Below are 23,534 nucleotides of genomic sequence, written 5' to 3' on the forward strand. Positions count from 1 at the left end.
ATTTAGCGGACGGCACTTCTACACGCCGTTTTCTTCTTACGTCTAATTTTCCGCTGGACGCCTCCGTTTACGCTTCGTCTATCTTTTTCATCAGGCTGTCGATTACGTCGTCGATTTTGTATTCTCTCAGGTCGTCGGCGATGCGCCGGAAGATGCCCTCCTCCTTCAGCGTCACCACCGAGACGGGAAAGTTGAGGTCCAGCGCCCAGGTGAGCTGTATCAGCCGGTAGTCCTGGAGCGAGCGCGCGTTGGCGTAGGAGCCGCGCCCCGTCGTCCGTATCTCATCGACCAGCGCGGGAGATAGCCCCTGAACCCTCTTATGGCGCGGCAGCATGTCGTATATCGTTCCCTTGTCGATGCGGCTCTGCACCATGCGGAAGACGTCTATCTTATCGGCGTCGCGCGCGAGGGCGCACCAGCGGTAGACCGAGAGCGGCACATTCACCGGTATCTCAATCTTATTGTGGTGGCGCACCGCCGTCAGCACCTTTTCTCTGTCTCCTGGTTCGATGCCCTGCCAGTCAAATTCCGCCGCCAATATCTCCGCGCCGCGGTCTCCGTGGTCGAAGCTCGCGCTGTCCTGAAAGGTCTGATAGTCGCGGTACTGAGAAAACCTCGCCGTGTCGTGCAGCAGCCCGATGGCGTGGGCGGTCCAGGCATCGTTTTCCTCGTCCCACTCAAGCGACTCCGCGATCGCCGAGGCCAGCCGCTGCACGCGGAAGCTGTGCTTTCTCTTGAGCTCCTGCATCGGCGCGAGAGCGCCCTCTATCTTGAAAGAATCAACGTAAGCGTTGAACCATTTTTCTGTCTTTTCACTGGAATACATCATAAAACGCCTCCGATCTCACGAAATTATACAACAGTAAGCGGATAACCGCCTCGTTATCACCAACACCTGCCGCCGTTAGATAAAAAATGGCCCGTTGGGGCCACTTGCCTACTCCTCTTTTTGCTAAATACCTGCGCGGTAAGGCTTTTTAAGCCATTCGCGCCGCTATGCCTAAGCATATTGGCCTTGTTGACGGAGGCCGCATTTGAGAAGATTTCTCACGTAAAACATGCCGGTAGGGAAGCGGCAGGGAGGGCAAGAGACGCTCCGCACGCGTGGATATCCGAAAGTACGCGGGACAGGCGAACGGATACATGTATATTCTCCGCCGTACCCTCCATACCGAACGGCAATTACAGCTGAAACAGCAATAATAAATATCACCCAAGGGGGAAATTAAAATGGCAGTAAAGAACGACGACGAGATCAAGAAAAGCCTGGATATGCTTGAGGCGCACACCGGTCCCTACGACGAGAAGTTCGCGCAGGCCCACGCGGAGGACATTCATGCAATGGCCGACCGCCTGAACGGTAAGAAGGACGACCTCTGGGAGCGCACGAGGAGATGGTTCGACGATCATTACGACCACGTAAAGGAACATCTGCACGACGACAAAGAAAAGATCGAGACCCACCTCCACCGTCATAAAGAGGAAAAGAAATAGCTTAATAACGGAGTCAGCCCCGACCGCGAGAGCAGCCAGCTCCGCGGACGGGGCTTTTTCATATGGCAATTCTTACGCGGCGGTCCGCAGTGGATTTAGTCAGAGCCCCTGATAAAGGCATTCACCAATGGAGATCAGCTCTGCCTGAGGACGAAATGGTTCCGCCGGAAGTTGAGCAGCCCTTCGTCTCTCATCCGGCACAACTCTTTTGACATCGCGCTGCGGTCCACGGAGAGATAATCGGCGAGCTGCTGGCGGTCGAAGGGAATGTCAAACTCTGACGCCCCCTGCCGCAGCGACTCGGCGGAGAGATATGAGAGCAGCTTCTGGCGCGTCGTACGCTGCGTCATATGCGTGAGCTTGTCGTTGAAACGGAGATTTTTTTCGGCGAGGACGGAGAGAAGGTTTCTCACCAACCGTGAGTGGAACTCGCAGGCCGAACCGCAGGTCGTGAGGACGCGGCGCACATTCATGAACATCACGGCGCCCGCCTCCGCCGCCACGACGCTGACGCCAAGCGTAACACCCTCCATGCAGGCGTAGCTCTCGGCGAATATCTGCCCCGGCCCGATCTCCGCGATAATGTTCCGGTTCCCCCAGAAGTCCTCTTTTATAAGATGAAGAGAGCCGGCGAGCACCATACCGATCGCCTCCGTGCTCTCGCCGAAGCGCATCACGAATTCGTTTTTCGCGTACTTCTTCGTATTCACCGAAAGGCAGGTAAGCATCGCCTCGATCTCTCTCTCATCAATGCCTTTGAAGAGCGGAGACTTTTTTATGACCTCAAGATATTTTTTCATATTGCTCCTTTTGTTGTTTTTACAACAGATTTACTGTATTTATTGTAGTATCCTCTAACCGTAAAAATCAAGAGCGACAGATGACAGACAATTTACGAAATAAGAGACAGGTTTGGGAGGAATAGAGATGCTGAGAAGAATAATCGAGATAGACGAAACAAAGTGCAGCGGCTGCGGGGCCTGCGCCGAGGCCTGCCACGAGGGCGCGATCGCGATGGTCGGCGGCAAGGCAAAGCTGACTCGCGACGACTACTGCGACGGGCTCGGCGACTGCCTGCCGACATGCCCCACCGGCGCGATCACCTTCGTGGAGCGCGAGGCCAAGGCCTATGATAAGAACGCGGCAGAGGCAAATATGGCCGCTAAGAAGAGTTCGGCAGACAAACTGCCATGCGGCTGTCCGGGAACGCAGGCGCGCGGGATCACGCGCAGCGCGGAGGCGCAGGAGAGCGCGGCCTGTTCCGTGCAAACTGTTTCGCGGCTCTCGCAGTGGCCGGTCCAGATAAGGCTGGTACCCGTGAACGCCCCATATTTCGACGGCGCAAAGCTGCTCGTCGCCGCCGATTGCACGGCCTTCGCGCGCGCCGATTTCCACGAACGGTTCATCAAAAACCATGTGACGCTCGTCGGCTGCCCAAAGCTCGATGCTGTGGACTACGCGGAAAAGCTTACGGAGATATTGAAAAGCAACGATATAAAGAGCCTCACAGTCGTGCGCATGGAGGTCCCCTGCTGCGGCGGCCTTGAGGCGGCGGTGAAGAGCGCGCTGCAGGCCAGCGGAAAGTTTATCCCCTGGCAGGTCGTGACGATAACTGTCGACGGACGGATACTTGATTAAATCAGGCGGCACATCGCCGCGAAATCAGTAAAAAATAAACGAATAATAGAATGTGAGGAGAGATCATTATGGACGAAAAGATGTTTTGCTTTCAGTGCGAACAGACGGCCGGCGGAAAAGGATGTATGGGAAGGGCGGGCGTCTGCGGAAAACCGGCGGATACGGCGGCGCTTCAGGACAAGCTGACGGGGGCGCTCATCGGCCTCGCGCGTGCCGCGGAGGGAAACAGACCGACGGAGAGCAGTGACAGAGTCATGCTGGCGGGGCTTTTCACAACGGTAACGAATGTGAACTTCAACAGCGAGACGGTGGCGGAGATGACAGAAAAGGTGCACCTGGAGACGGAGAGGCTTGTGCCGCGCTGCGGCAGCTGCGCCGCCCACTGCTCGAGAAACGACGATTACGATATGAACGGCCTCTGGAACGCGGACGAGGATATCCGCTCGCTGAAATCGCTGATCCTCTTCGGCCTGCGCGGCATGGCGGCCTACGCCTATCACGCGCTGGTCCTCGGCTACAGCGACAGGGAGGTCAACGACTTCTTCTACGAGGCGCTCCTGGCCATCGGCAAAGACAATAATACGATGGAGACGCTGCTGCCCCTCGTCCTCAGGACGGGGGAGGTAAATCTTCGCTGCATGGAGCTGTTAGACCGCGCCAATACGGAGACCTACGGGACGCCGGAGCCGACCGCCGTCTCCTTCAAAGTTGAGAAGGGCCCATTTATCGTCATCAGCGGCCACGACCTGCGCGACCTGAAGCTGCTGCTGGAACAGAGCGCGGGCCGGGGCGTCAACGTCTACACCCACGGTGAAATGCTGCCGGCGCACGCCTACCCTGAACTGAAAAAATATCCGCACCTCAAGGGCAATTTCGGCACCGCCTGGCAGAATCAGCAGCGGGAGTTCGCGGACATCCCCGCCCCCATCCTCTTTACCACAAACTGCCTGATGCCGGTAAAACCATCTTACGCGGACCGCGTCTTCACCACAGAGGTGGTCTCCTTCCCCGGACTGGTGCATATCGGAGAGGATAAGGACTTCGCCCCCGTCATTGAAAGGGCTATCGCGCTCGGCGGCTGGAGCGAGGATAAAAATTTCACGGGCATCAACGGAGGCGGCGGTACGGTGACCGGCTTCGGCCACGGCGCCGTGCTCGCCTCGGCAGAGAAGATCGTGGCGGCGGTAAAGGCGGGAGCGATCAGCCGCTTCTTCCTCGTCGGCGGCTGCGACGGCGCAAAGCCGGGGCGCAACTATTACACGGAGTTCGTCAAAAAATGTCCCGCCGACACCGTCATCCTCACGCTGGCTTGCGGCAAGTACCGCTTCAACGACCTTGACCTCGGGACGGTCGACGGCTTCCCGCGCATCATGGATATGGGACAGTGCAACGACGCCTACGGCGCGATCCGCGTCGCCACCGCGCTTGCGGAGGCCTTCAAGTGCGGCGTCAACGACCTGCCGCTTTCGCTCGTGCTCTCATGGTACGAACAGAAGGCCGTCTGCATCCTGCTGACGCTGCTCCACCTCGGCATAAAGAACATCCTGCTCGGCCCAACGCTTCCGGCCTTCGTCTCGCCGAACGTGCTGAACTTCCTTGTTGAGCATTACGGCATCGCCCCGACAAGCACGCCGGAGGCGGACTTGAAAAAGATTCTCGGATAACGGGGATTCCAACAGCTGTGAAAGGCCGCTCTGAAAGGGGCGGCCTTTGTTAATTCAAAACCATGATTATGGGAAAATTTATCCCTCTCCCGCCGCGTCCGGCGACACCTCAGCCGATCATCGAAAGGAAATAGCGGTGGACGCGTTCGTCGTCCGTTATCTCGGGGTGAAAGGCAGTGGCAAGCATATTCCTCTCCCGCGCCGCCGTAATCAGCCCCGCGTGACGCGCGAGCACCTCCGTGCCGCCGCCCACGGAGGCGATGTAGGGCGCGCGGATGAAGGGCATCTCGACATTCATCATCCCCGCAAATTCGCCGCGCGTGATGAAGCTCGCGAGCTGACGGCCATAGCCGTTGCGGCGCACGGTAATATCCATCGCCGCGAAGTGGCGGCGCTCGTCGTTTTCGATCTCCTTCGCGAGCAGGATCATCCCGGCGCAGGTCCCCCAGACAGGCAGCCCCTCCATCATCATCACGCGCATCGGCTCAAAGAGGCCAAGCTCCCGCAGCAGTTTGCCCTGCGCCGTGCTCTCCCCGCCGGGAAAGATCAGCGCGTCAAGCCGCTTAAGATCCGCCCGTTCGCGTATCTCGACAGACTCCGCGCCGATGCGCGCGAGCATCGCGCAGTGTTCGGCAAAGGCTCCCTGCACCGCGCAGACACCGACGCGTTTCATTATTTTCCGCGCTCCGCCATCAGCACGGAGATCTCGTTCTCATTAATGCCGACCATCGCGCCGCCGAGGTCTTCGGATATCTCCGCGAGTATCTTGGGGTCCTCATAATTCGTGACCGCCTTGACGATCGCCGCCGCCCTCTTCTCGGGGTTGCCTGACTTGAAGATGCCGCTGCCGACAAAGACGCCCTCCGCGCCGAGCAGCATCATCAGCGCCGCGTCGGCGGGCGTCGCCACGCCGCCAGCGGCGAAGTTTACGACCGGCAGCCTGCCGCTGTCGTGAACCTCGCGCAGCAGCGCGTAGGGTACCTGCAGCTCCTTCGCCGCCTCAAAGAGCTCGTCTTCGCGCATCGAGGCGACGCGCGCAATCTCGGACTGCATCGCGCGCATATGACGCACCGCCTGCACGACGTCGCCGGTCCCCGGCTCGCCCTTCGTGCGGATCATCGTCGCCCCCTCCTCAATGCGCCGCAGCGCCTCCGAGAGGTTTCTCGCGCCGCAGACAAAGGGCACGCGAAAGGCGGTCTTATCGATATGATAGACGTCGTCGGCGGGGCTCAGCACCTCGCTCTCGTCTATGTAATCGATCTCGATCGCCTCAAGGATGCGCGCCTCGGCGATGTGGCCGATGCGGCATTTGGCCATCACAGGGATACTGACGGCCTGCTGGATGCCCCTGATCATCTTCGGGTCGCTCATGCGCGAAACGCCGCCCGCCGCGCGGATATCCGCGGGAATACGCTCAAGCGCCATAACGGCGCAGGCCCCGGCGCCCTCCGCGATCTTCGCCTGCTCCGGCGTCGTAACATCCATGATCACGCCGCCCTTAAGCATCTTCGCGAGGTCGCGGTTAAGTTTTATCTGGTCTCTATTCTCCATCTCAAAATATCCTCCTGAATCGTTCCGGTAATTTCACAGCTGTGTAAGGAGAGTTATAGTTTATAATTGTCATTGCTTCAATGGATAAATATTATTTATTTTTTAATGACAGATGAGGTAAACCGATGATCTTTGACTTTATAAGAATAGACAAGAGGGGCGGCGACGCGCTCTGGCGGCAGATATACGAACAGTTCGCGGCGGCCGCCGACAGCGGGATGATCGCGCCGCTCACGCGGCTTCCCTCGATACGCGAGCTCGCCGAGGGGCTATCGGTGAGCCGTTCGCCGGTCGAAAACGCCTATGAACGGCTCCATATCGACGGCTACCTTATGAGCCGACCGAAGAGCGGATATTTTATCGCCCCGCGCCGCCGCGGAGGCATGGCGGCGCGAGAGAGGACGCGGGCGAAAAATTCCGCGGATATACGCTACGACCTCAGCTCCGGCAGGATAGAGGCGAAGAGCGCCGACCTCTCGGCATGGCGGCGCTGCCTGCGCGCGGCGCTGAAACGTGAGGACGAGATCACCTCGCGCGGCGATCCCTGCGGCGAGGGCGAGCTGCGCGCACAGCTCGCGGCTTATGCCTACCGCGCGCGCGGCGTGAAATGCCGCGCGGAGGAGATCGTCACCGCCTCCGGCACACAGCAGCTGCTGTCGCTGCTCTGCCGCGCCCTTGGCAGGGGTGGGCGCGCGGTGCTGGAGAGCCCCGGTTTTGAACAGGGAGAGCGGGTGCTGCGCGACTACGGCTGGGAGGTCTCCGTTGTCGAGGAATCGCCGGATACTGCGGGGAGGCTCGGCGGCGCGGATATCTTTATGGAAATCGGCTCCAAGCGGCCGCTGCGTACGCTCGCGCAGCGCACGCGTCGCCGGGGCGCGCTAGCGGAATGGGCGCGTGAAAACGGGCGCTTCATCATCGAGGACGACTATAACGGCGAGCTGCGCTATCTCGCGCGTCCCATACCGGCGATGCAGCCGCTCGCGCCGGAGAATATCGTCTACATCGGCAGCTTTTCCCAGCTGCTGCTGCCCTCGGTGCGCGTCGCCTATATGGCGCTGCCGCCGCGGCTTGCGGAGAGCTGCGCGGAGGCGGCCCGCTTTTACGACCCCACATCGAGTAAGGTCGAACAGCTCGCGCTCGCCGATTATATCCGCGAGGGACATCTCGAACGGCACCTGCGGCGCTGCCGCAAGCTCTATCTGCGCAAAAGCCGCCTCTTCTCGGAGGCGCTGACGCGGACCTTCGGCCCTTCGCTCAGGTGGCGGCTGCTCGAAACCTCGACCGCCTTCGCCCTCACCGCGAGCGGCGCGGAAGAGCTGCGGCTGGCGGCGCTGCGTGAGGGGATCAAGATCGAAACCGACGGCGGCGACATCCTGCTCTCCTTCGCCGGCCTTCCCGAGGAGGATATCGCCGCGGCGGTCTCGGCGCTGAAAGAGGCCTGGCCCCGGCTCGGCAATGAGGGCAAAGAGGGAGCGGCAGCGCGCGCATAGGGGACGCCGGTAAAAAACAGCTTGACGGCGCGGCGTAAAATCCGCGCAAAGGCCCTCATTCCGTCCGCTTTTTGATGTATAATTAAATCGTAAAATAAAATAATTTTATTTTGGAGGTATATAAATGGATTGGTTCGCTGCACAGCCGGCGCCTTTACAGGCTTTGATGGCAGGAATTTTTACCTGGGGCGTGACGGCGCTCGGAGCGGCGGGCGTCTTTCTCGCGAAGCGCCCGAGCCAGAAGCTGCTGGACATCATGCTCGGCTTCGCGGGAGGCGTGATGATCGCGGCAAGCTACTGGTCGCTGCTCGCCCCCGCGATAGAGATATCCGAGGAGCTCGGCTACCCGGGATGGCTGCCGCCTCTGATCGGCTTTCTCGCGGGAGGCGGTTCGCTGCGCCTGCTCGACATGGTGATGCCGCATCTTCATCCCGCGATGGCGGAGACGCACCCGGACGGGCCGCCCTCCACCCTTCGCCGCACAACGCTGCTCGTACTCGCGATAACGCTGCACAACATCCCCGAGGGGCTCGCCGTCGGCGTCGCCTTTGGCGCGATAGGGATGCTGCCGCAGGCGACGGTGGCGGGGGCGGTCGCGCTCGCGCTAGGCATGGGGCTGCAGAATTTCCCCGAAGGACTCGCCGTCTCGATGCCGCTGCGCCGCGAGGGGCTCACACGCACCAGATCATTTTTCTACGGACAGCTCTCGGCAATCGTCGAGCCGATATTCGCCTTCCTCGGCGCGCTGCTCGTCTATATCGCGCGCCCGCTGCTGCCCTACGCGCTCGCCTTCGCCGCGGGAGCGATGATCTTCGTCGTCGTTGAAGAGACGGTCCCTGAATCTCAGGCCTCCGGTAACGGCGACCTAGCGACGACCGGCTTCCTCATCGGCTTCGCGGTGATGATGGTGCTCGACGTCGCGCTTGGGTAGGTCAAAGCGATAATACCAGCAAATATTTTAAAAAATCATAAGTGTAAAAAATACCATCGGTAAATAACTGACAGTGAAATGACCGATATCATGAGTATTAGGACAGACATATAAAAATTATCGTAATATAATGTTTTTAGAATAAAATTAAATTTTTACAACAAAATATTATAAATAACGCTACGCATTTTCATTAAACAGGGCAACATCACCGGTTGCCCTGTTTTTCATTAACAGGTTAATTGACCATAAGTGAAACCGATATTACAATGAAAGAAATAGACTACTCAAAAGATGAAACAGGCAAAGCTATAGAATATAACACGGCAGTGATGACAGACAGTTACCTTCAACGGTTAAGTTAAGTCGTCTGCCGTTGTATATCGTTAATATTTTTCTTCGTCAAAAAGAGGGAGGCGGCGTGATGTCGGCAGATTTCGTAATAAATATTACAAATAACATCACCCCCCCTGTTGTCTATATGTATTTATTTCTCATCTAAGCGCACCTGTTGATCACACTCTCAGGCAACAAAGCTCCTGTAGTATCTCGCCGCCGCGCAGCCTCGAAAGACCGGAGGGATGCGACGTCGCCCTTAATCTGCGATGTTGAAAAATCGCAGAGGCTCCTTTAATTTAGCCGCAGCCATTCTCACATTATTATTAAAGGCGCTGTTGTCGGCGTTATATCCATCATTGAGAAAATTGAGAGCTTACAGCGAGGTGGAAAGATAATGAAAGTATCAAAAAAAAGTTCATGGTATATCACAGCAATCTCTTTGATAGCCGCGTGTCTGTTGGCAGGCGCGGCTGTCGCGGGTAATTTTGCTTCGATCACAGAGAATTCGAACAAGCCCGTGACCGTTGACCTGAATAATGAAAATCCGCAATATATTTACCTTATCACTGCACCAGTAAAAATATTCACCGATAATGAGGCAAACGCAAAGTCAGGCGATCACACGAAGGACGCCCTGACAATAAACGCAAAAAACGCGATCGCCGCATTCGCAGGTTGGAACTATACATCAGGCTCTCCTACTAATGTAGAGATCTTCGGAAATATTAAGTTTAATTTCAGCTCCGGAAAAATCGGCTGGGAATCGCCTGATAAAATTTGCGGCGGCGGCGACGCATTCCGCGGGACGGGTACCATGGGGAGCAACGGAACCGTATATGGGAATGTTGATTCCTCTTTTGGCGTAGTCGGAAATAACGATGATGAGTTATACACGACCGCCCTGCTCTTAGGGGCCGGAGACGGAACCGTCATGGGCAATACGTCTATGACTTTTAACTCAGGCAAACACGGCGGGTCATACTTATACCTGATTGCCGGTCCGGCTTATAACGGGGACCTTCACGGCGACAGCCTGCTTACAATAAACGGCGGCGAATTTAAGGGGACTGCCATGATTGGCGGGTGTTACGCGTACGACACTAGAAAACCCAAGATGAAGGGAAATTCAAGCGTCGTCATCAACGGAGGCAAAATTACAGGCTTATCATGGGGGGTCATTGGCGGATGCGCAGCTAACGGCTCCGGAGTGGCCGAGGCTATGGTTCAAGGCAGCAGTAGCGTGAGTATCTACGGCGGCACGATTTCTGCCAATATCTACGGCGGCCCGTTTGCAAGGCAGTCTGACGTTAAGTCTTCTGTCGTAAGCGGAGACGCCTCTGTCAATATAATCGGGGACGACGGCCTGGCGGCCATAACCGCGCCGGTAAAGATCTTTGCCGGAGCCGACCCCGCAAAGACGAACAGCGGCGTCGGCGGCAATGCTGCGGTCAACTTTGTGAATATCACAAAGACGCCGGCAGAGTTCAAAGGCTTTGAGCTGAACGGCGGCAAATCTGTGACATCGGGAGACAGCGTTCTTGTCTTTAATATGGTCAAAGCGGATTTCTCAAAGGTAACCATAACCTCGTTTGACCGCGTGGAAGTCGATCCGAACTCCGAGATCTCCGGACTTTCCAAAGCTGCGTTCGATGCGGATACAATCAAGCTCACCGGCAACTGGAACAATTTTGGAGAGGCATCTCCGCTTAAGTTTACCGACGACGCCAGTGCCGTTAAGATCGACGCCAGCGGAGCCCTCGGAGTTAAGAGCGCTGGGTGGAGCAGCGACGGCAAGACGCTCGTCGTAAAATGCGATAATACACCAGTAGCGGTTACCCCGGCAACGCTTCGCCTTGAAGTCGGCAAGAGCGGCAAGGTAACGGTTACCACATATGCAAAGAACGAGGCGGTACAATGGTCCTCAAGCGACCCGACCGTTGCGGCGGTTGACGGCGACGGCAACGTCACGGCGGTAAAAGCTGGGCTGACTGTCGTATCCGCAACAGGTACCGCGTCTGAAACAAAAGCCGGCTGCACCGTGACGGTCGAAGACCCGGCGGCTCCGGACCCGGTGCCGACGCCGGCTCCCGTAACGCCGACCGTCATAACTGAAAAGGATAACCCCGTGACCAAGGACAAAGACGTACCGGCAGATGTGAAACCGGCGACCCCCGTCATCACCTCGGCGACGGCGGAGAACACCACAGCCCTCGCGGCGAGCGCGGACGTTCCGGTAAAATTCTTCACCGCGACGGCCGACGGCAATATCACAGTCGACCCAGTGATCGCCAAGAAGACCGTGGCCTCCGTAATGTCGGACGACGCGGCGGTGGCTCCGAAGACGATCGTAACTCTGCCCATTATCACGGCGACGATTAGCGACGGCAAAGTCGCGGCCCTCGCGATGAAGACGACCGGCGCGCAGCTTGGCGCGGCGGCAAACAATATAGTCAGCGACATCACGCTCATCAAAATACTTAAAGACGAGACGGGCGCGAAGTTCGGCTATACTGCGGAGCCGGCCGGCTACGCCGACCAGAGCTTCACGCTCAAAAACGCGGATGGAAACAACCTCGCCTTTACCGACAAGATCGATCCGACGGCGACATACACGCTCATACTCTTCGTCAAGGATAACGGAGAGTTCGACTACGACAAAACCATGGGCAGCGTAATCGACCCCGTGGCGATGGCGATGAACGAGGCGAAGGCGCCGAAACCATCCGGCGGTTCAAGCAGCGGCTGCTCCGCGGGTATGGGAGTCTTAGCACTGCTGGCGCTGCTGCCGCTCGCGGCGGCGAGACGCAAGAGGTAAACGTATAAAATCTGCACCAAACAGTAGGTTCAGTGAAAGAGGCGGACGGGAAACTCCGCCTCTTTCTTCTTGTGCATTCAGCGAAAAGAGCGTCCCCAACATGCGGACGCAGCAAAATAAAGGCCAAAGCTTTGCGCTAAGCTGAATGATAAATAACGGTTTAGCTTTTGACTTTGCCCTTACAGCCGCCCTCTGTGAGGCGGCCAGGGAGCCAAATCAGAGTTCTTCTGATTTGTGCGATTCGGCTGGTAGTTACATCAGAGGTGTCGGCCGCCTGCTTTTGGCGGCTGACGGAAGGAGTGTTGCTCTGTTTGGCGCGGAAACCGCACAAAACAGAGCCCGCGGCAAAAGCCGCGGAAGAACCTAAGGTCAACTCTCCCTCAGTCTTGGCGGAAAAACACCGCCAAGCCAGCTCCCTCACATGAACAGAGTCCCGCAAACCGGACAACGCTATAAAAGCTCCCAAGGGTATCAAAAATTTATTCAATAAAGAGACTTCGATATTGCATCGGAGCCTTTTTCAATTTGATCTGTATCCTGTCGTTATTATAATACCTTATATATTCGTCTATGGCATCTTTGGCCTCCTCGTAGTTCTCCCATTTTACTCGGTTGACGAGTTCTGATTTAATGTGACTAAAGAAGTTTTCTGCACATGCATTATCCAAACAATTTCCTTTCCTTGACATCGAGACCTTGAGTCCGTATCTTTGTGTCAGGTTGAAATATGCATGGCTTGTATATTGAAACCCCTGGTCGCTGTGGAGGATTGGTCCATCAGCGACCACCTTATTATTATTTTCAAATGCTTTCTTCAATGTATCGGTTACTAACTTAATATTATTATTACGACTGATTTGATATCCCTGTATGGAATTATCAAAGAGATCTTTTATCATGGAGAGGAATATATTCCCCTTTTTTGTTCGTATATATGTGATATCAGTAACCAGTTTCTGGTTTGGTCTGTCGGAACGAAATTCTCTGTTCAGGATATTCTCATAGCTGTGGATATTTCCTGACATCACTTTAAACTTTTTCTTTTTTCTTATTTCCGCTTGAAGTCCCGCTTTTTTCATAACACGCCTTACCCTCTTATTGTTTACATGAATGCCAATGAAGTTGTTGAGCCACAGAGTCATTCGCCTGTACCCATAAGTGTTTTTGTTGATATTCTGTCCCGTTCTTATTGCTTCTATGAGAGGTCCGTCTTTATCTTCCATTTCACGCCGCTTTAGCCAACTGTAGTATGCAGAGCGTGATACGGACAAAAATCTACACATTCCACAGACAGAATGTTTTGTTGAAAATTCAAAAATGATTCTGTATTTAATATTTCTTTCTATCACCACCTTTGCAGCTCTAAGGCTTTTTTTAATACGTCGACCTGCATTTCCAGCTCTTTGATCTTTTCTATGCTATTTGTAACTTCCAATTTCTTATCTGGACAGTCTTGTTTTGAACTAGAAATATCCCCTTGTTCGATAAATTCCTTACACCATCGTCTTAAAAGAGAGGGACTTGAAATGTTAAAAGATGAGGTAACATCTACCATAGTACGTCCCTCTTCTAAATGAGCCGAAACAGCTTCAAGTTTTACAGCCTTGCTGTAGGTTCTTTTTTTCCTTGTATCATCCAGTAAGTCCTTCTGTCCGCTCTTATATAAAGATATCCATGTTTTAACAGAATCAGGACTAACACCAAGTTCTTCAGCAATCCGCCTTCGTGGAATTCCCTGTTTGTGCATCTCAATTGCTCTTATTCTTTCTTCCGTTTTACGTTTACGCATAGAAGATCCCCCTTTATATGTATTTAGTTTTATTATAATCCAGGGGCTTTATTTGGATGTCCGATTTTCGGGATGCTGTTCAACAGAGGGCGCCTTTAAGGGCAAAGTCAAAAGAAAGGTTAAACAGCTATTTATTTTTTACCCTCTCAAAGCTAAATCGCTATTTATCTCTTTTCCCACCCAAAGGAAATCGGCGTTTATAAGCAGAGAACCAAAACGCAGGCTTTTGCGTTTTGTGTGATTCGTTTAGTTTGTTCATCAGAAGTGCGAGTTGCTAAATGAAATGGGGGTTCCGATACCGGAACCGTATCTTCATACAGTGATTGCAAGGCAATGTTCCCGCCACAGGGCGGGAACATTTTCAAATCATCCATATTGCCGCAGCATGCGGATGCGCCTGCCGCAGGATTCGGAGCCCCCATTTTATGACGCAAATCGTGCTTATAAACGCCGATTTGTATCATTTCTGACTTTCGCTGATGCGTTTACCCCGTTTTAGACGGCGGCCGTAAGCTGCAAAAGCGGCTCTTTATGCTATACTTACGTAATGTCTTGCGGCATTTTTATTTAAAATGCCTCTAATGGTGGTTTTGTGTGAGAATTATCTATAGAGGCAGTTCTCACCGGCGCAGCGGCCGGTATCTTTGGGAGGAATCGTTTTGGATAACCAGATAGCTCTTATCGCCGGCGAGGGATCGCTTCCCGTTGTGATAGCAAGCAGGCTGACGGATAACTGCAATCCGCCTGTCGTCTATTCTATCAGGGAGAGTATCGGCGAGCTGTCTAAGTACGCGCTTGACGTTATAAACATTACTAAACCAGACTTTGGCTTTACGATAAAGGACATGAAGAAGCGCGGCGTGAAGAGCATCATTATGGCGGGAACGGTGTCGAAGACTCTCGTCTTCAAGCCCTCGCTCTTCGACCTCACCACGCAGCGTTTTCTCGCGGGGCTGCTCTTCCGAGACGACCATTCGATCCTCGGGGCGATCGTCGATTTCCTTGAGAAAGAGGGGTTCAGCGTGCTCAGCTACCGCGACATCGTTCCCGACCTGCTCGCGAAGAGCGGGCATATCGCTGGACGGACGCCGACCAAGGAGGAGCTGGACGACGCCGATTACGGTTTTTCGATCTGCAAAGCCGTGGTGCCGCTCTCCTTCGGACAGACCGTCATCGTCAACAAACGTTCGGTGGTCGCGGTGGAGGCGATGGAGGGAACAGACGCAACTTTGCTGCGCGCCGGCTCCCTCTGCAAGGGCGGCACGGTCGCCAAGATGATGCGCCTAGACCAGGACGAGCGTTACGACATCCCCACCGTCGGCCCCGACACGCTGCGCCACATGGCGCAGGCAAAACTGAATTGTCTCGCGCTCCACGCGGGATGGACGCTGATCCTGGAGCCGGAAGAGTTTCAGGCCGTCGCTAAAAAGGAAAATATCTCCGTGATAGGTGTCGAAGTTTGTCGATCTTTATAAGCTCCGGCGAGGCGTCGGGGGACCATTACACCGCGAATCTCGCTAAGAGGCTGCGCGCCGGCGGCTACAGCGGCGATATCTGGGGTATGGGAGGCGTCGAATCGCGGGAGGCGGGGATACGCGTCGAATGGCCCGGCGAGCGTCTGCAGCTATTCGGCCTTATGGAGGTCTTATCAGCCATCCCCTCGATCATCGCGCTGCGCGGCGAGATGGTGAGACGCATTCTCGAAACCGCGCCCGAGGCGGTCATCGTCTGCGACAGCCCCGATTATCACATGCATCTGATCTCCAAGCTGCGTTCGCGCGGCTATCGGGGACGTATCTTTTATATCTCGCCGCCCTCGGTCTGGGCCTGGCGCAGCGGACGCGCGGAAGACCTGCGCCGCAACGTGGACGAATGTCTGCCCCTCTTTAAATTTGAACACGAATATCTGCTCTCACGCGGCTGCGCAAGCCACTGGCGCGGCCACCCGCTTGTCGAAGAGTTCGGCAGGCTCGCCGCCGAGCCCTCCAAACTCGCGGGACGCTTTGACCGCGAACGGCTGGTGGCCTTCCTCCCGGGGAGCAGAAGAAGCGAGGTAACGGCACTGCTCCCGATGATGCGCGAGGTAGCCGGCATACTTGCGGCAAAGGGCTGGCAGCCGGTATTCTCCGTCGCGCCTGGGCTCAACCCTGCGGTGCGCGGCGATATGATAGAAGAGTTCACGAGGGACGGCATCCTCTTTTACGACGGCCCCGGCCATGACCTGATGGCCGCCGCACGCTGCGCCGTCGGCGCCAGCGGTACGATCACCGTCGAATCGCTGCTTCTCGGCTGCTATATGGTCGTCACCTACAAGCTGAACCCGATATCGGCGCTCGTTGGCCGCTGCGTCGTCAAGACGCCCTATTATGCGATGGCCAACATCCTCGCGGGAGAAGAGATGTTCCCCGAACTGATGCAGGAAAAGGCCACTGTGAAGAACATCCTCGCACACACCCTCGCATGGCTGGAGGACGGCGGGGACTTCCGCGAAAATATAAAAAAGACCATGAAACGCACCCTGCTCACGCTCGGCGAAGAGGGAGTATATGATTTCTGGAGCAGGCGCATAATGGAGGCCGCCGCCAATGCTTAAACTTACCGATAAAAATGAATGGTCCTCTTATCTGAGGGTCCTAAAATACTGCATCCCCTATAAAAAACGGCTCATCTACGCCGTTATCTGTATGGCGCTGTCCGCGATCGCCGCAATCACCCCGCCGTGGCTCATAAAGAACGTCGTTGACGACGTGCTCATCCGCAAGGAGACCTATATGCTGAACCTTCTCTGTTTCAGCGTCGTCTTTCTCTATATCCTGAAGGCCGTATTCACCTACGCCAACCTCTATCTCATGACCTGGGTGGGGCAAAAGGTGGTCATCGACATCCGCCTCGAGCTCTATGACCGCACGCAGAGGCTATCTCTGCTGACGCTCTACAGCAGGCGCTCCGGCGAATTCCTCTCGCGCATCACGAACGATGTGTCGACGCTGCAGAATATCCTTGCCTCGGTGGTCGTAGATTTTGTCGTGCAGGGCATCACCTTCGTCGGAATCATCGGATTGCTGCTCTTCCTCAACTGGCGGCTGACCCTCGCCACCTTCATGGTGATCCCCATAGCGGTATTCGCCATCGACCAGGCCTCGTCGAAGCTGCGCAGGGTGGGCACGGTGATCCAGGAACGCCTCGCAATGGTCGCCGCAATCGCGCAGGAGGCGGTCTCGTCGATAAAGATCGTCCGCTCCTTCGCCACCGAGGAGGAGGAATACGAACGGTTCAAGGAGGAAAGCGATCTTCACTTTAAAGCGGTGATGAAGGGAACACAGGTACGGGGCGCGTTGGAGGGTATCGTCGAGGTCATCCTCATCGCGGCGCTCGCCGCCATCCTCTGGATCGGCGGCCGCAACGTAATCGGCGGGAAGCTCACCGCCGGCGGCCTCATCGCCTTCCTCACCTACATCGGCCTGCTCGTGCAGCCGGTGCGCGTGCTCAGCCGCGTCGTCAGCACGATACAGCAGGGCGCCGCCTCCGCCGACCGCGTCTTTGAGATACTGGACGAGGCCAACGAGGTGCCGCTCACCGAACACCCCGTCGTCCATTCGCCGATGAAGGGACACGTGAGCTTTGAAAATGTCGATTTCCGCTATAACGATTCAAAGCATGTCCTCAACGGCATATCTTTTGAGATAAAACCGGGCGAGAAGGTCGCGATCGTCGGCCCTACCGGGGCGGGAAAATCGACGATCGCCGACCTCGTGATGCGCTTTTACGACCCGCAGGGCGGCGCCGTCAAGGTCGACGGGATAGACCTTCGCGACCTTGAATTAAAGTCATACCGCCGCCAGATAGGCGTCGTCCCCCAGGATCCCGTTCTTATGAAGGGCACCCTGGCCTATAATATCGGCTACGGATGCCGCGGCATGACGAAAGCGAGCCTTGAGCGGGCGGCTAAGATGGCCGGGATCTATGATTTCATCATGACGCTGCCGCGCGGCTTTGACACCGAGGTCGGAGAACGCGGCGTGACGCTCTCAGGCGGGCAGCGCCAGCGCGTCGCCATCGCGCGCGCCGTCGTGCGCGACCCACGGATATTGATAATGGACGAGGCAACCTCGTCGCTTGACGCGCTCGTCGAACAGCAGGTGCAGGAGGCGATGCACAACGCGATGGAGGGACGTACCTCCATCGTCATCGCGCACCGGCTGTCAACGATACGCGACGCCGACCGCATTCTGGTATTGAGGGACGGAAAGATCGCCGAGGCCGGCACTCACGACGAACTTGTGGCCGCCGGCGGACACTATTACAGGTTATTCGCAGCAAGCAACGGAGAACACACGGAAGTGGGCTAAAATGTCGAAAATCTTGCGCAGCTACTTAAAATACGCGCGCGGCGAGAGCCGGTTTTCGCCGTGGAGCCTTTTATATCCGTGCCAGTTCGTTACGCACGCCTGGATGAAGCTGCGCATCGGCCTCTTCAACCGTGGGATATTCTCCGTCACCGACCCGATACTGCCAACGATAAGCATCGGCAACAACAGCTTCGGCGGCACCAATAAGACCCCTATGGCCGAATACATCGTCCGCCAGTTTGCCGAAGCGGGAATAAAGGCGGGACTTGTGAGCCGCGGCTACCGGACCAAGGAACACCCGCCCCTCTGGATCGGGCAGGACGGCAAGAGCACGCGCCGCGACTTCGCGGGCGACGAGCCGCTGATGCTCGCGAAAAGGCTGCCGGATACCAAGGTGGTCGTCTCGCGCAACCGCATCGAGGGCGTGAAGCTGCTCGCCGCACTCGGCATGGAGGTCGCCGTCACGGACGACACCTTCCAGCACCGTAAGATGGGACGCGACGTCGACATCGTTCTCGTCGACTCCACCTGCCCCTTCGGCAATGGGCAGGTGATACCCGCGGGCTCCATGCGCGAACCGATGTCGGCTTTCCGCCGCGCGGATATAGTCGTGCTCACCAAGGCCAATCAGGCCGCCCCGGGAGCCGGGGAGGCGATAAAGAAAAGGCTAGCCCCATATGTGGAGCCGGATAAAATATTCACCGCCGATATAAAACTCGAAAGATGGATGGAGATCACGCCCAAGGGAGAGAAGAAACTTCCCGAAGGATTCCTGCCGCGCGGCCGCTACATCGCGGTCTCGGCGATCGGAAATCCCGGCGGCTTTTATAATTTCCTTGAAGAAATGGGCGTCGGCGTCGCGCTGCGCCGCACCTACAGAGACCACCATATATTGACGAAGGAGGAGCTGGCGGAGCTGGACGCGCTCGCGGAGGAGAGCGAAGCCGACGGCTTCATCTGTACGGAGAAAGATCTTATGAACATGCCGCGGGAGCTCTCTCTGAACCGCCCGCTCTACGTGCCCTCGATCGCCGTCTCGCTCCACGACCCGCTCGCCTTTCGCAAAAAGATAATGGAGAGGCTGCGCCCAGCCTTCCTCGTCACCTCCAACGGCCACGGCGAGGACGCCATCGGCCTCGTGCTGGCTAAGAAGCTCATCGAACGTTTTAAATGCGCGCAGATAGACGCCTTCACCTTTGTCGGTTCTGGCAAACCATACTCGCTGAACGGCATCCGCGTCGTCTCGCCGCCGGCGGAGATGCCGAGCGGCGGCGTCGTAAAATACCACCTTACCGACCTGTTTCGGGACCTGCGCCACGGCCTCGGCCGCTCGATCAGAAAACAGCGGGACCGGATGCGCTCCCTGCTCGGCAAGTACCGCACGCCGCTCTGCGTCGGCGACGTCTACCTGCTCGCCAGCGTCCTCTGGGGGCAGGGGATGAAGCCGATACTGGTCGCCACCGCGAAGACCGTACACCTGAGCGGCCACCTATGGATAGAAAAGTGGCTGCTGCGCAGGCGCAGCGTCCTCGTCTGGACACGTGACGAGGAGACGGCCCGCGAGCTCGTCGGGGACGGCGTGCCGGCGGTCTTTTACGGCAACCCGGTGATGGATCTGCTCGACGAGGTTAAGAACCCGGCCTTCGTCTGGGGCGAACGCGGCGCGAAGATATTGCTGCTGCCGGGGAGCCGGCCACGCGCCTATGAGGATATCAAACTGATACTTGATACGGTATCGCTGCTCGCCGCGAAGATGGAGTGCAGCTTCGTGATGGTCCCGGCGCCAACGATCGACATCAAAAAGATGACGGAGAATCTTGTGGGCTGGGAGCTCTCGGAGGACGGGACGGAACTTTTCTCCAAAGAGATCAGCGTGACGGTATGTTATGAACCGGTCGCCGCCGTCGCCTACGGGGCGGAGCTGCTGATCGGGCTTGGCGGCACGGCGAACCAGCTCTGCGCCGGCTTGGGAATTCCGGTCGTATCGATAATAGAGCGCGGGAAGCTGCGCCAAAAAAAGCTGCTGCGCGAGGCGGAGATACTCGTCCCCGCGGAGCCGGAGGCGCTATCCGAGGCCGCCTGGACAATACTCTCCGACAATAAACTGCGGCGCTCCATGCAGGAGGCGGGAATGAAAAACCTCGGACGCACCGGCGCGCTTGAAAAGGTGGTAGAGTACTGCGCGGAGGAGCTTGGCTGGGATACGCGCTGCCGCGTATATGAAAGATACAGGGATTATCTTGAATCGCTGGAGAAATAGATAAGGAGCTGAATGCAATGAAAACCGCAAGAGAGGTCAGGGTGAGGGACATCACGGTAGGAGGCGCGCGGTTGACTGTCGCCGCCGGTCCCTGTGTGCTCGACACCTTTGACGAAGCGCTGATGATCGCCCGCGAGATGAAGAAATACTGCGCGGAGTTTGGTTTCAATTACATATTCAAGGCCTCTTTCGACAAGGCCAACAGAACCTCGATAACAAGTTTCCGCGGCCCGGGGATAGAAACGGGACTCGAATGGCTTTCGGAGATCGGACGGCTTGCGGATGTTCCCGTGGTGACCGACATCCACGAGCCAGGCCAGGCGGAGATCGCCGCGCGCCATGTGGATCTGCTGCAGATACCGGCCTTCCTCTGCCGTCAGACAGATCTGCTCGCGGCGGCAAGCAAGACGGGCAAGCCACTCAATGTCAAGAAGGCGCAGTTCATGGCCCCCGAGGACATGGGCGCCGTCGTCGGCAAGTGCCGCGAAAGCGGCTGTGAGGATGTCATCCTCTGCGAGCGCGGGACGGCCTTCGGCTATCACGAGCTCTCGGTGGACTTCCGTTCGCTGCCCGTCATGCGCGCGCTCGGCTGTCCCGTGATGTTCGACGCGACGCACAGCGTCCAGAAGCCCGGCGGCAAGGGCACCTGCAGCGGCGGCGACCGCTCCTTCGTGCTGCCGCTGATCCGCGCCGCCGCCGCGCTCGGCATCGACGCGCTCTTTATGGAGGTGCACCCGAACCCCGACGCCGCGAAATGCGACGGCCCCAACTCAATCCCGCTCTCCAAGGTGCGCGAGGTGCTGCGCCAGACATACGAGATAGATAAGATTGTCCGCGAAAAGATAGATTTCGCGGCGCTGGACTGGTCGGAGGAATAGAGATGAATCTGCCGTACGAACGCGAAGAAAAGAAACTCTCATCCGAGGAGCTGCTGGCCACCGGAAGAGATATCATGCTCAAAGAGGCGGAGGCGCTCAAAAGCGCGACCGAGAGAATGGGTGCGGAGATGGCCTCCGCCGCCCACCTCGTGAGCCGCTGCCGCGGACGCATCGTCGTCTCCGGCCTCGGCAAATCGGGGCATGTGGGGCGCAAGACGGCGGCGACCTTCGCATCGCTCGGCGTACCGGCCTTCTTCCTCCACGCCACGGAGGGAGCGCACGGCGATTTAGGCATGGTCTGCCGCGAAGACGTCGGATATTTCCTCAGCAACAGCGGCGAGACCCAGGAGCTGATCGCGCTCATCCCCTATTTCAAGAGGCTCGGCGCGCCGATCATCGCCGTCACCGGCAACCCTGAATCGACGCTCGCGCGCGAGGCGGATATCGTCCTCAACTGCCACGTTGAATCCGAGGCCGACCCGCTGAAGCTCGCGCCAACCAGCAGCACGACGCTGCAAATGGCGCTCGGCGACGCGGTGGCGGGCATGTCTACGCTGCTGCTCGGCCTCCAGAAGGAGGACTTCGCCCTCTTCCACCCGGGCGGCTCGCTCGGCAAGCGGCTGCTGCTGCGCGTCTCCGACCTGATGGGCAGCGGCGACAGGATGCCGATAACGAAGCAGGACGCGAGGGTGCGCGACGCGCTATTCGACATCACCAGCAAAGGCTACGGCGCGACGGCGATCGTCGACGACGAGGGCAAACTCACCGGCGTATTCACCGACGGCGACCTGCGCCGTTTCATCGAAAAAGAGGGGCTCGAGGGCCTCGAACTCCCCGTCTTCCGCGCCATGACGAAGAACCCGCGCGTCATCGGGCCGGAACGGCTCGCCGTCGAGGCGGTGCGCATCGTAGAAGAGTGGGAGGTCTCCGCCCTCATCGTGGTACAGGACGGCAAGCCGATCGGCATGGTCCACATCCACGAGATCCTTAAGGCGGGGGTGGCCTAGCTGTCGCTGCTGCGCAGTCTGTACCAGCTTCCGATAAACGCCTTCTTCGCCCTTTCACAGGACAGACTTAAGGCGAAATATACCGAAGGCAACGACGAGCGTCAGGGAAAGATACCGCCCGAAAAGCTTGCGATGCTTTCCGGCGCGCGCCCCGTGTGGGTGCACGCCGTCTCGGTCGGCGAGGTACAGGCGGCGGTGCCCTTTATAAAGGCGGCGCGGGCCGACGGCTACAAAGGCCCCATCGTCCTCTCGACGACGACACAGACGGGAAAGGCGATGGCCGAGCGGCTCGGCGGCGGACTATTCGACCTCCATATCTACTATCCATGGGACAAGAAAAAGTTCGTCGCGCTGGCACTTGATACGCTTCGCCCAGAGCTGTTCGTCACCGCGGAGACCGAACTCTGGCCAAACATGCTCTGGGAGTGCCGCGAGCGCGCGATTCCCGCCTTCCTCATCAACGGCCGCATCTCCGACCGTACATGGGGCCGTATCAGCGGCGGGATCGCCAAACATGCGGCGGCCAGCCTCTACTCGCTATTCAGCGAGCTTTATCTCCGCGACGAAGAGGACGCGCGGCGGCTCTCGGAGGTCGGCGTAAGGGCGGAAAAGCTTCACGTCCTCGGAGACAGCAAAATCGACGCGCTGCTCGCGAGAAAAAACACCGCGGCCCGCGACGGCTGGCGGGAAAAATTCGGCGCGCCGGAGCGCCCGATATTCATCGCCGGCAGCACCCATACGGGCGAGGACGAAAAGGTCATCGCCGCCTTTGAGCTGCTGCGCGAGAGCAGGCCGGATGCGCGGCTCATCATCGCGCCCCGCCATCCGGAGAGGGCGGAGGCGGTCGCCTCGCTCGTTCCGAAAAAATATAAAACCATGAGGCTGTCGGCGCTCGCAGAGGGCTGGGACGTCCTTATCATAGATAAGATCGGCGTGCTTTTCGACCTCTACGGCACGGCATACTCCGCTTTCGTCGGCGGCAGCTTCGCCGACAAGGGCGGGCAAAATATCCTCGAACCATTCTCCTGGGGCGTCCCCGTCCAGTACGGGCCTCACATGGAGGATTTCGCGCAGGCTTCGCGCGCCTTCATCTCAATGGGCGCGGCGGCGCAGGTGGCGGACGAGAGGGAGCTCGCCGAGGTGTGGCTCAGCCTCGCCGCGGAGAGGGATACCGGAGAGAGATGGCAGCGGCTGAGCCGTGATTACTTTGAAAAATCATGCGGCGCCTCTATGCGCACATGGCAAATGATAAAAAAATATCTAAGCGGTTACGGTTAAGGCATTTTATCAACGTCAGATGATCTGAAAGCTCGACTTTTTAATTTTTGC

19 protein-coding genes are annotated in these 23,534 nt (G+C 57.4%); 13 read left to right on the forward strand and 6 right to left on the reverse strand.

Going from position 1 to position 23,534, the window contains the following annotated elements:
* Positions 1 to 67: 67 nt before the first annotated feature.
* Positions 68 to 829 carry an HD domain-containing protein gene (locus BED41_RS13180; protein WP_084002466.1) on the reverse strand — a complete coding sequence of 254 codons (762 nt, stop codon included), beginning with the start codon at positions 827 to 829 and terminating at the stop codon, positions 68 to 70.
* 401 nt (positions 830 to 1,230) lie between these two features.
* Between BED41_RS13180 and BED41_RS13185 the strand changes: the two genes are divergently transcribed.
* Positions 1,231 to 1,494, forward strand: a complete 264-nt coding sequence (locus BED41_RS13185) for a hypothetical protein (RefSeq protein ID WP_066747230.1) — start codon at positions 1,231 to 1,233, stop codon at positions 1,492 to 1,494.
* Positions 1,495 to 1,628: 134 nt separating this feature from the next.
* Here BED41_RS13185 and BED41_RS13190 read toward each other — a convergent pair whose 3' ends face one another.
* Complete coding sequence (locus BED41_RS13190; protein ID WP_066747232.1) at positions 1,629 to 2,294, reverse strand: Crp/Fnr family transcriptional regulator; 666 nt, start codon at positions 2,292 to 2,294, stop codon at positions 1,629 to 1,631.
* Positions 2,295 to 2,421: 127 nt separating this feature from the next.
* Here BED41_RS13190 and BED41_RS13195 point away from each other — a divergent pair, with 127 nt between their 5' ends.
* Both BED41_RS13195 and hcp read left to right on the forward strand, forming a co-directional pair.
* Positions 2,422 to 3,132, forward strand: a complete 711-nt coding sequence (locus BED41_RS13195) for an ATP-binding protein (protein ID WP_066747236.1) — start codon at positions 2,422 to 2,424, stop codon at positions 3,130 to 3,132.
* Between the two features lie 68 nt (positions 3,133 to 3,200).
* Entirely contained in the window at positions 3,201 to 4,796 is a 1,596-nt protein-coding gene (gene hcp / locus BED41_RS13200) for a hydroxylamine reductase (protein ID WP_174544915.1), read from the forward strand.
* A gap of 109 nt (positions 4,797 to 4,905) precedes the next feature.
* Here the strand turns inward: hcp and pdxT are convergent, their stop codons facing one another.
* Together pdxT and pdxS are read right to left on the reverse strand one after the other, a co-directional pair.
* A complete protein-coding gene (gene pdxT / locus BED41_RS13205) occupies positions 4,906 to 5,469 on the reverse strand; it encodes a pyridoxal 5'-phosphate synthase glutaminase subunit PdxT (protein WP_066747239.1) in 564 nt (187 codons plus the stop codon).
* Positions 5,469 to 6,347, reverse strand: coding sequence for a pyridoxal 5'-phosphate synthase lyase subunit PdxS (gene pdxS, locus BED41_RS13210; protein ID WP_066747242.1), 879 nt, complete (start codon positions 6,345 to 6,347; stop codon positions 5,469 to 5,471). The genes pdxT and pdxS overlap by 1 nt, the downstream gene beginning before the upstream one ends.
* Before the next feature lie 125 nt (positions 6,348 to 6,472).
* Between pdxS and BED41_RS13215 the strand changes: the two genes are divergently transcribed.
* The 3 genes from BED41_RS13215 (at position 6,473) to BED41_RS13225 (ending at position 11,922) form a co-directional block, all read left to right on the forward strand.
* Positions 6,473 to 7,837 (forward strand): aminotransferase-like domain-containing protein, encoded by a 1,365-nt coding sequence (locus BED41_RS13215; protein ID WP_066747245.1) that lies wholly within the window; start codon positions 6,473 to 6,475, stop codon positions 7,835 to 7,837.
* A gap of 124 nt (positions 7,838 to 7,961) precedes the next feature.
* Complete coding sequence (locus BED41_RS13220) at positions 7,962 to 8,768, forward strand: ZIP family metal transporter (RefSeq protein WP_066747248.1); 807 nt, start codon at positions 7,962 to 7,964, stop codon at positions 8,766 to 8,768.
* 733 nt (positions 8,769 to 9,501) lie between these two features.
* On the forward strand, positions 9,502 to 11,922 hold the full coding sequence (locus tag BED41_RS13225) for an Ig-like domain-containing protein (protein ID WP_066747250.1): 2,421 nt from the start codon (positions 9,502 to 9,504) through the stop codon (positions 11,920 to 11,922).
* Positions 11,923 to 12,401: 479 nt separating this feature from the next.
* Here BED41_RS13225 and BED41_RS13230 read toward each other — a convergent pair whose 3' ends face one another.
* Both BED41_RS13230 and BED41_RS13235 read right to left on the reverse strand, forming a co-directional pair.
* Positions 12,402 to 13,274 carry an IS3 family transposase gene (locus BED41_RS13230; protein WP_367593407.1) on the reverse strand — a complete coding sequence of 291 codons (873 nt, stop codon included), beginning with the start codon at positions 13,272 to 13,274 and terminating at the stop codon, positions 12,402 to 12,404.
* Positions 13,268 to 13,711, reverse strand: a complete 444-nt coding sequence (locus tag BED41_RS13235; protein ID WP_019263345.1) for a transposase — start codon at positions 13,709 to 13,711, stop codon at positions 13,268 to 13,270. Before BED41_RS13235 ends, BED41_RS13230 begins: the two co-directional genes overlap by 7 nt.
* A gap of 659 nt (positions 13,712 to 14,370) precedes the next feature.
* Between BED41_RS13235 and BED41_RS13240 the strand changes: the two genes are divergently transcribed.
* Genes BED41_RS13240 through BED41_RS13270 form a run of 7 tightly spaced genes read left to right on the forward strand, consistent with a single transcriptional unit; the run spans position 14,371 to position 23,483 of the window.
* Entirely contained in the window at positions 14,371 to 15,186 is an 816-nt protein-coding gene (locus BED41_RS13240; RefSeq protein ID WP_066747252.1) for an LpxI family protein, read from the forward strand.
* Positions 15,171 to 16,304: a lipid-A-disaccharide synthase gene (locus BED41_RS13245; RefSeq protein ID WP_066747254.1), complete on the forward strand. Its 1,134-nt coding sequence runs from the start codon at positions 15,171 to 15,173 to the stop codon at positions 16,302 to 16,304. Before BED41_RS13240 ends, BED41_RS13245 begins: the two co-directional genes overlap by 16 nt.
* Positions 16,297 to 18,060: an ABC transporter ATP-binding protein gene (locus BED41_RS13250; protein WP_066747256.1), complete on the forward strand. Its 1,764-nt coding sequence runs from the start codon at positions 16,297 to 16,299 to the stop codon at positions 18,058 to 18,060. The genes BED41_RS13245 and BED41_RS13250 overlap by 8 nt, the downstream gene beginning before the upstream one ends.
* 1 nt (position 18,061) lies before the next feature.
* Positions 18,062 to 20,320: a tetraacyldisaccharide 4'-kinase gene (gene lpxK / locus BED41_RS13255; RefSeq protein WP_066747259.1), complete on the forward strand. Its 2,259-nt coding sequence runs from the start codon at positions 18,062 to 18,064 to the stop codon at positions 20,318 to 20,320.
* A 17-nt stretch (positions 20,321 to 20,337) separates the two neighbouring features.
* Complete coding sequence (kdsA, locus tag BED41_RS13260; protein WP_066747262.1) at positions 20,338 to 21,198, forward strand: 3-deoxy-8-phosphooctulonate synthase; 861 nt, start codon at positions 20,338 to 20,340, stop codon at positions 21,196 to 21,198.
* A 2-nt stretch (positions 21,199 to 21,200) separates the two neighbouring features.
* The gene (locus BED41_RS13265) at positions 21,201 to 22,205 is read left to right on the forward strand and encodes a KpsF/GutQ family sugar-phosphate isomerase (RefSeq protein ID WP_066747265.1); all 1,005 of its coding nucleotides are present in this window, start codon (positions 21,201 to 21,203) and stop codon (positions 22,203 to 22,205) included.
* Between the two features lie 33 nt (positions 22,206 to 22,238).
* Positions 22,239 to 23,483, forward strand: a complete 1,245-nt coding sequence (locus tag BED41_RS13270) for a 3-deoxy-D-manno-octulosonic acid transferase (protein ID WP_066747267.1) — start codon at positions 22,239 to 22,241, stop codon at positions 23,481 to 23,483.
* Positions 23,484 to 23,534 lie beyond the last annotated feature (51 nt).

The sequence above is a fragment of the Cloacibacillus porcorum genome (assembly GCF_001701045.1).
Classification (GTDB): domain Bacteria; phylum Synergistota; class Synergistia; order Synergistales; family Synergistaceae; genus Cloacibacillus; species Cloacibacillus porcorum.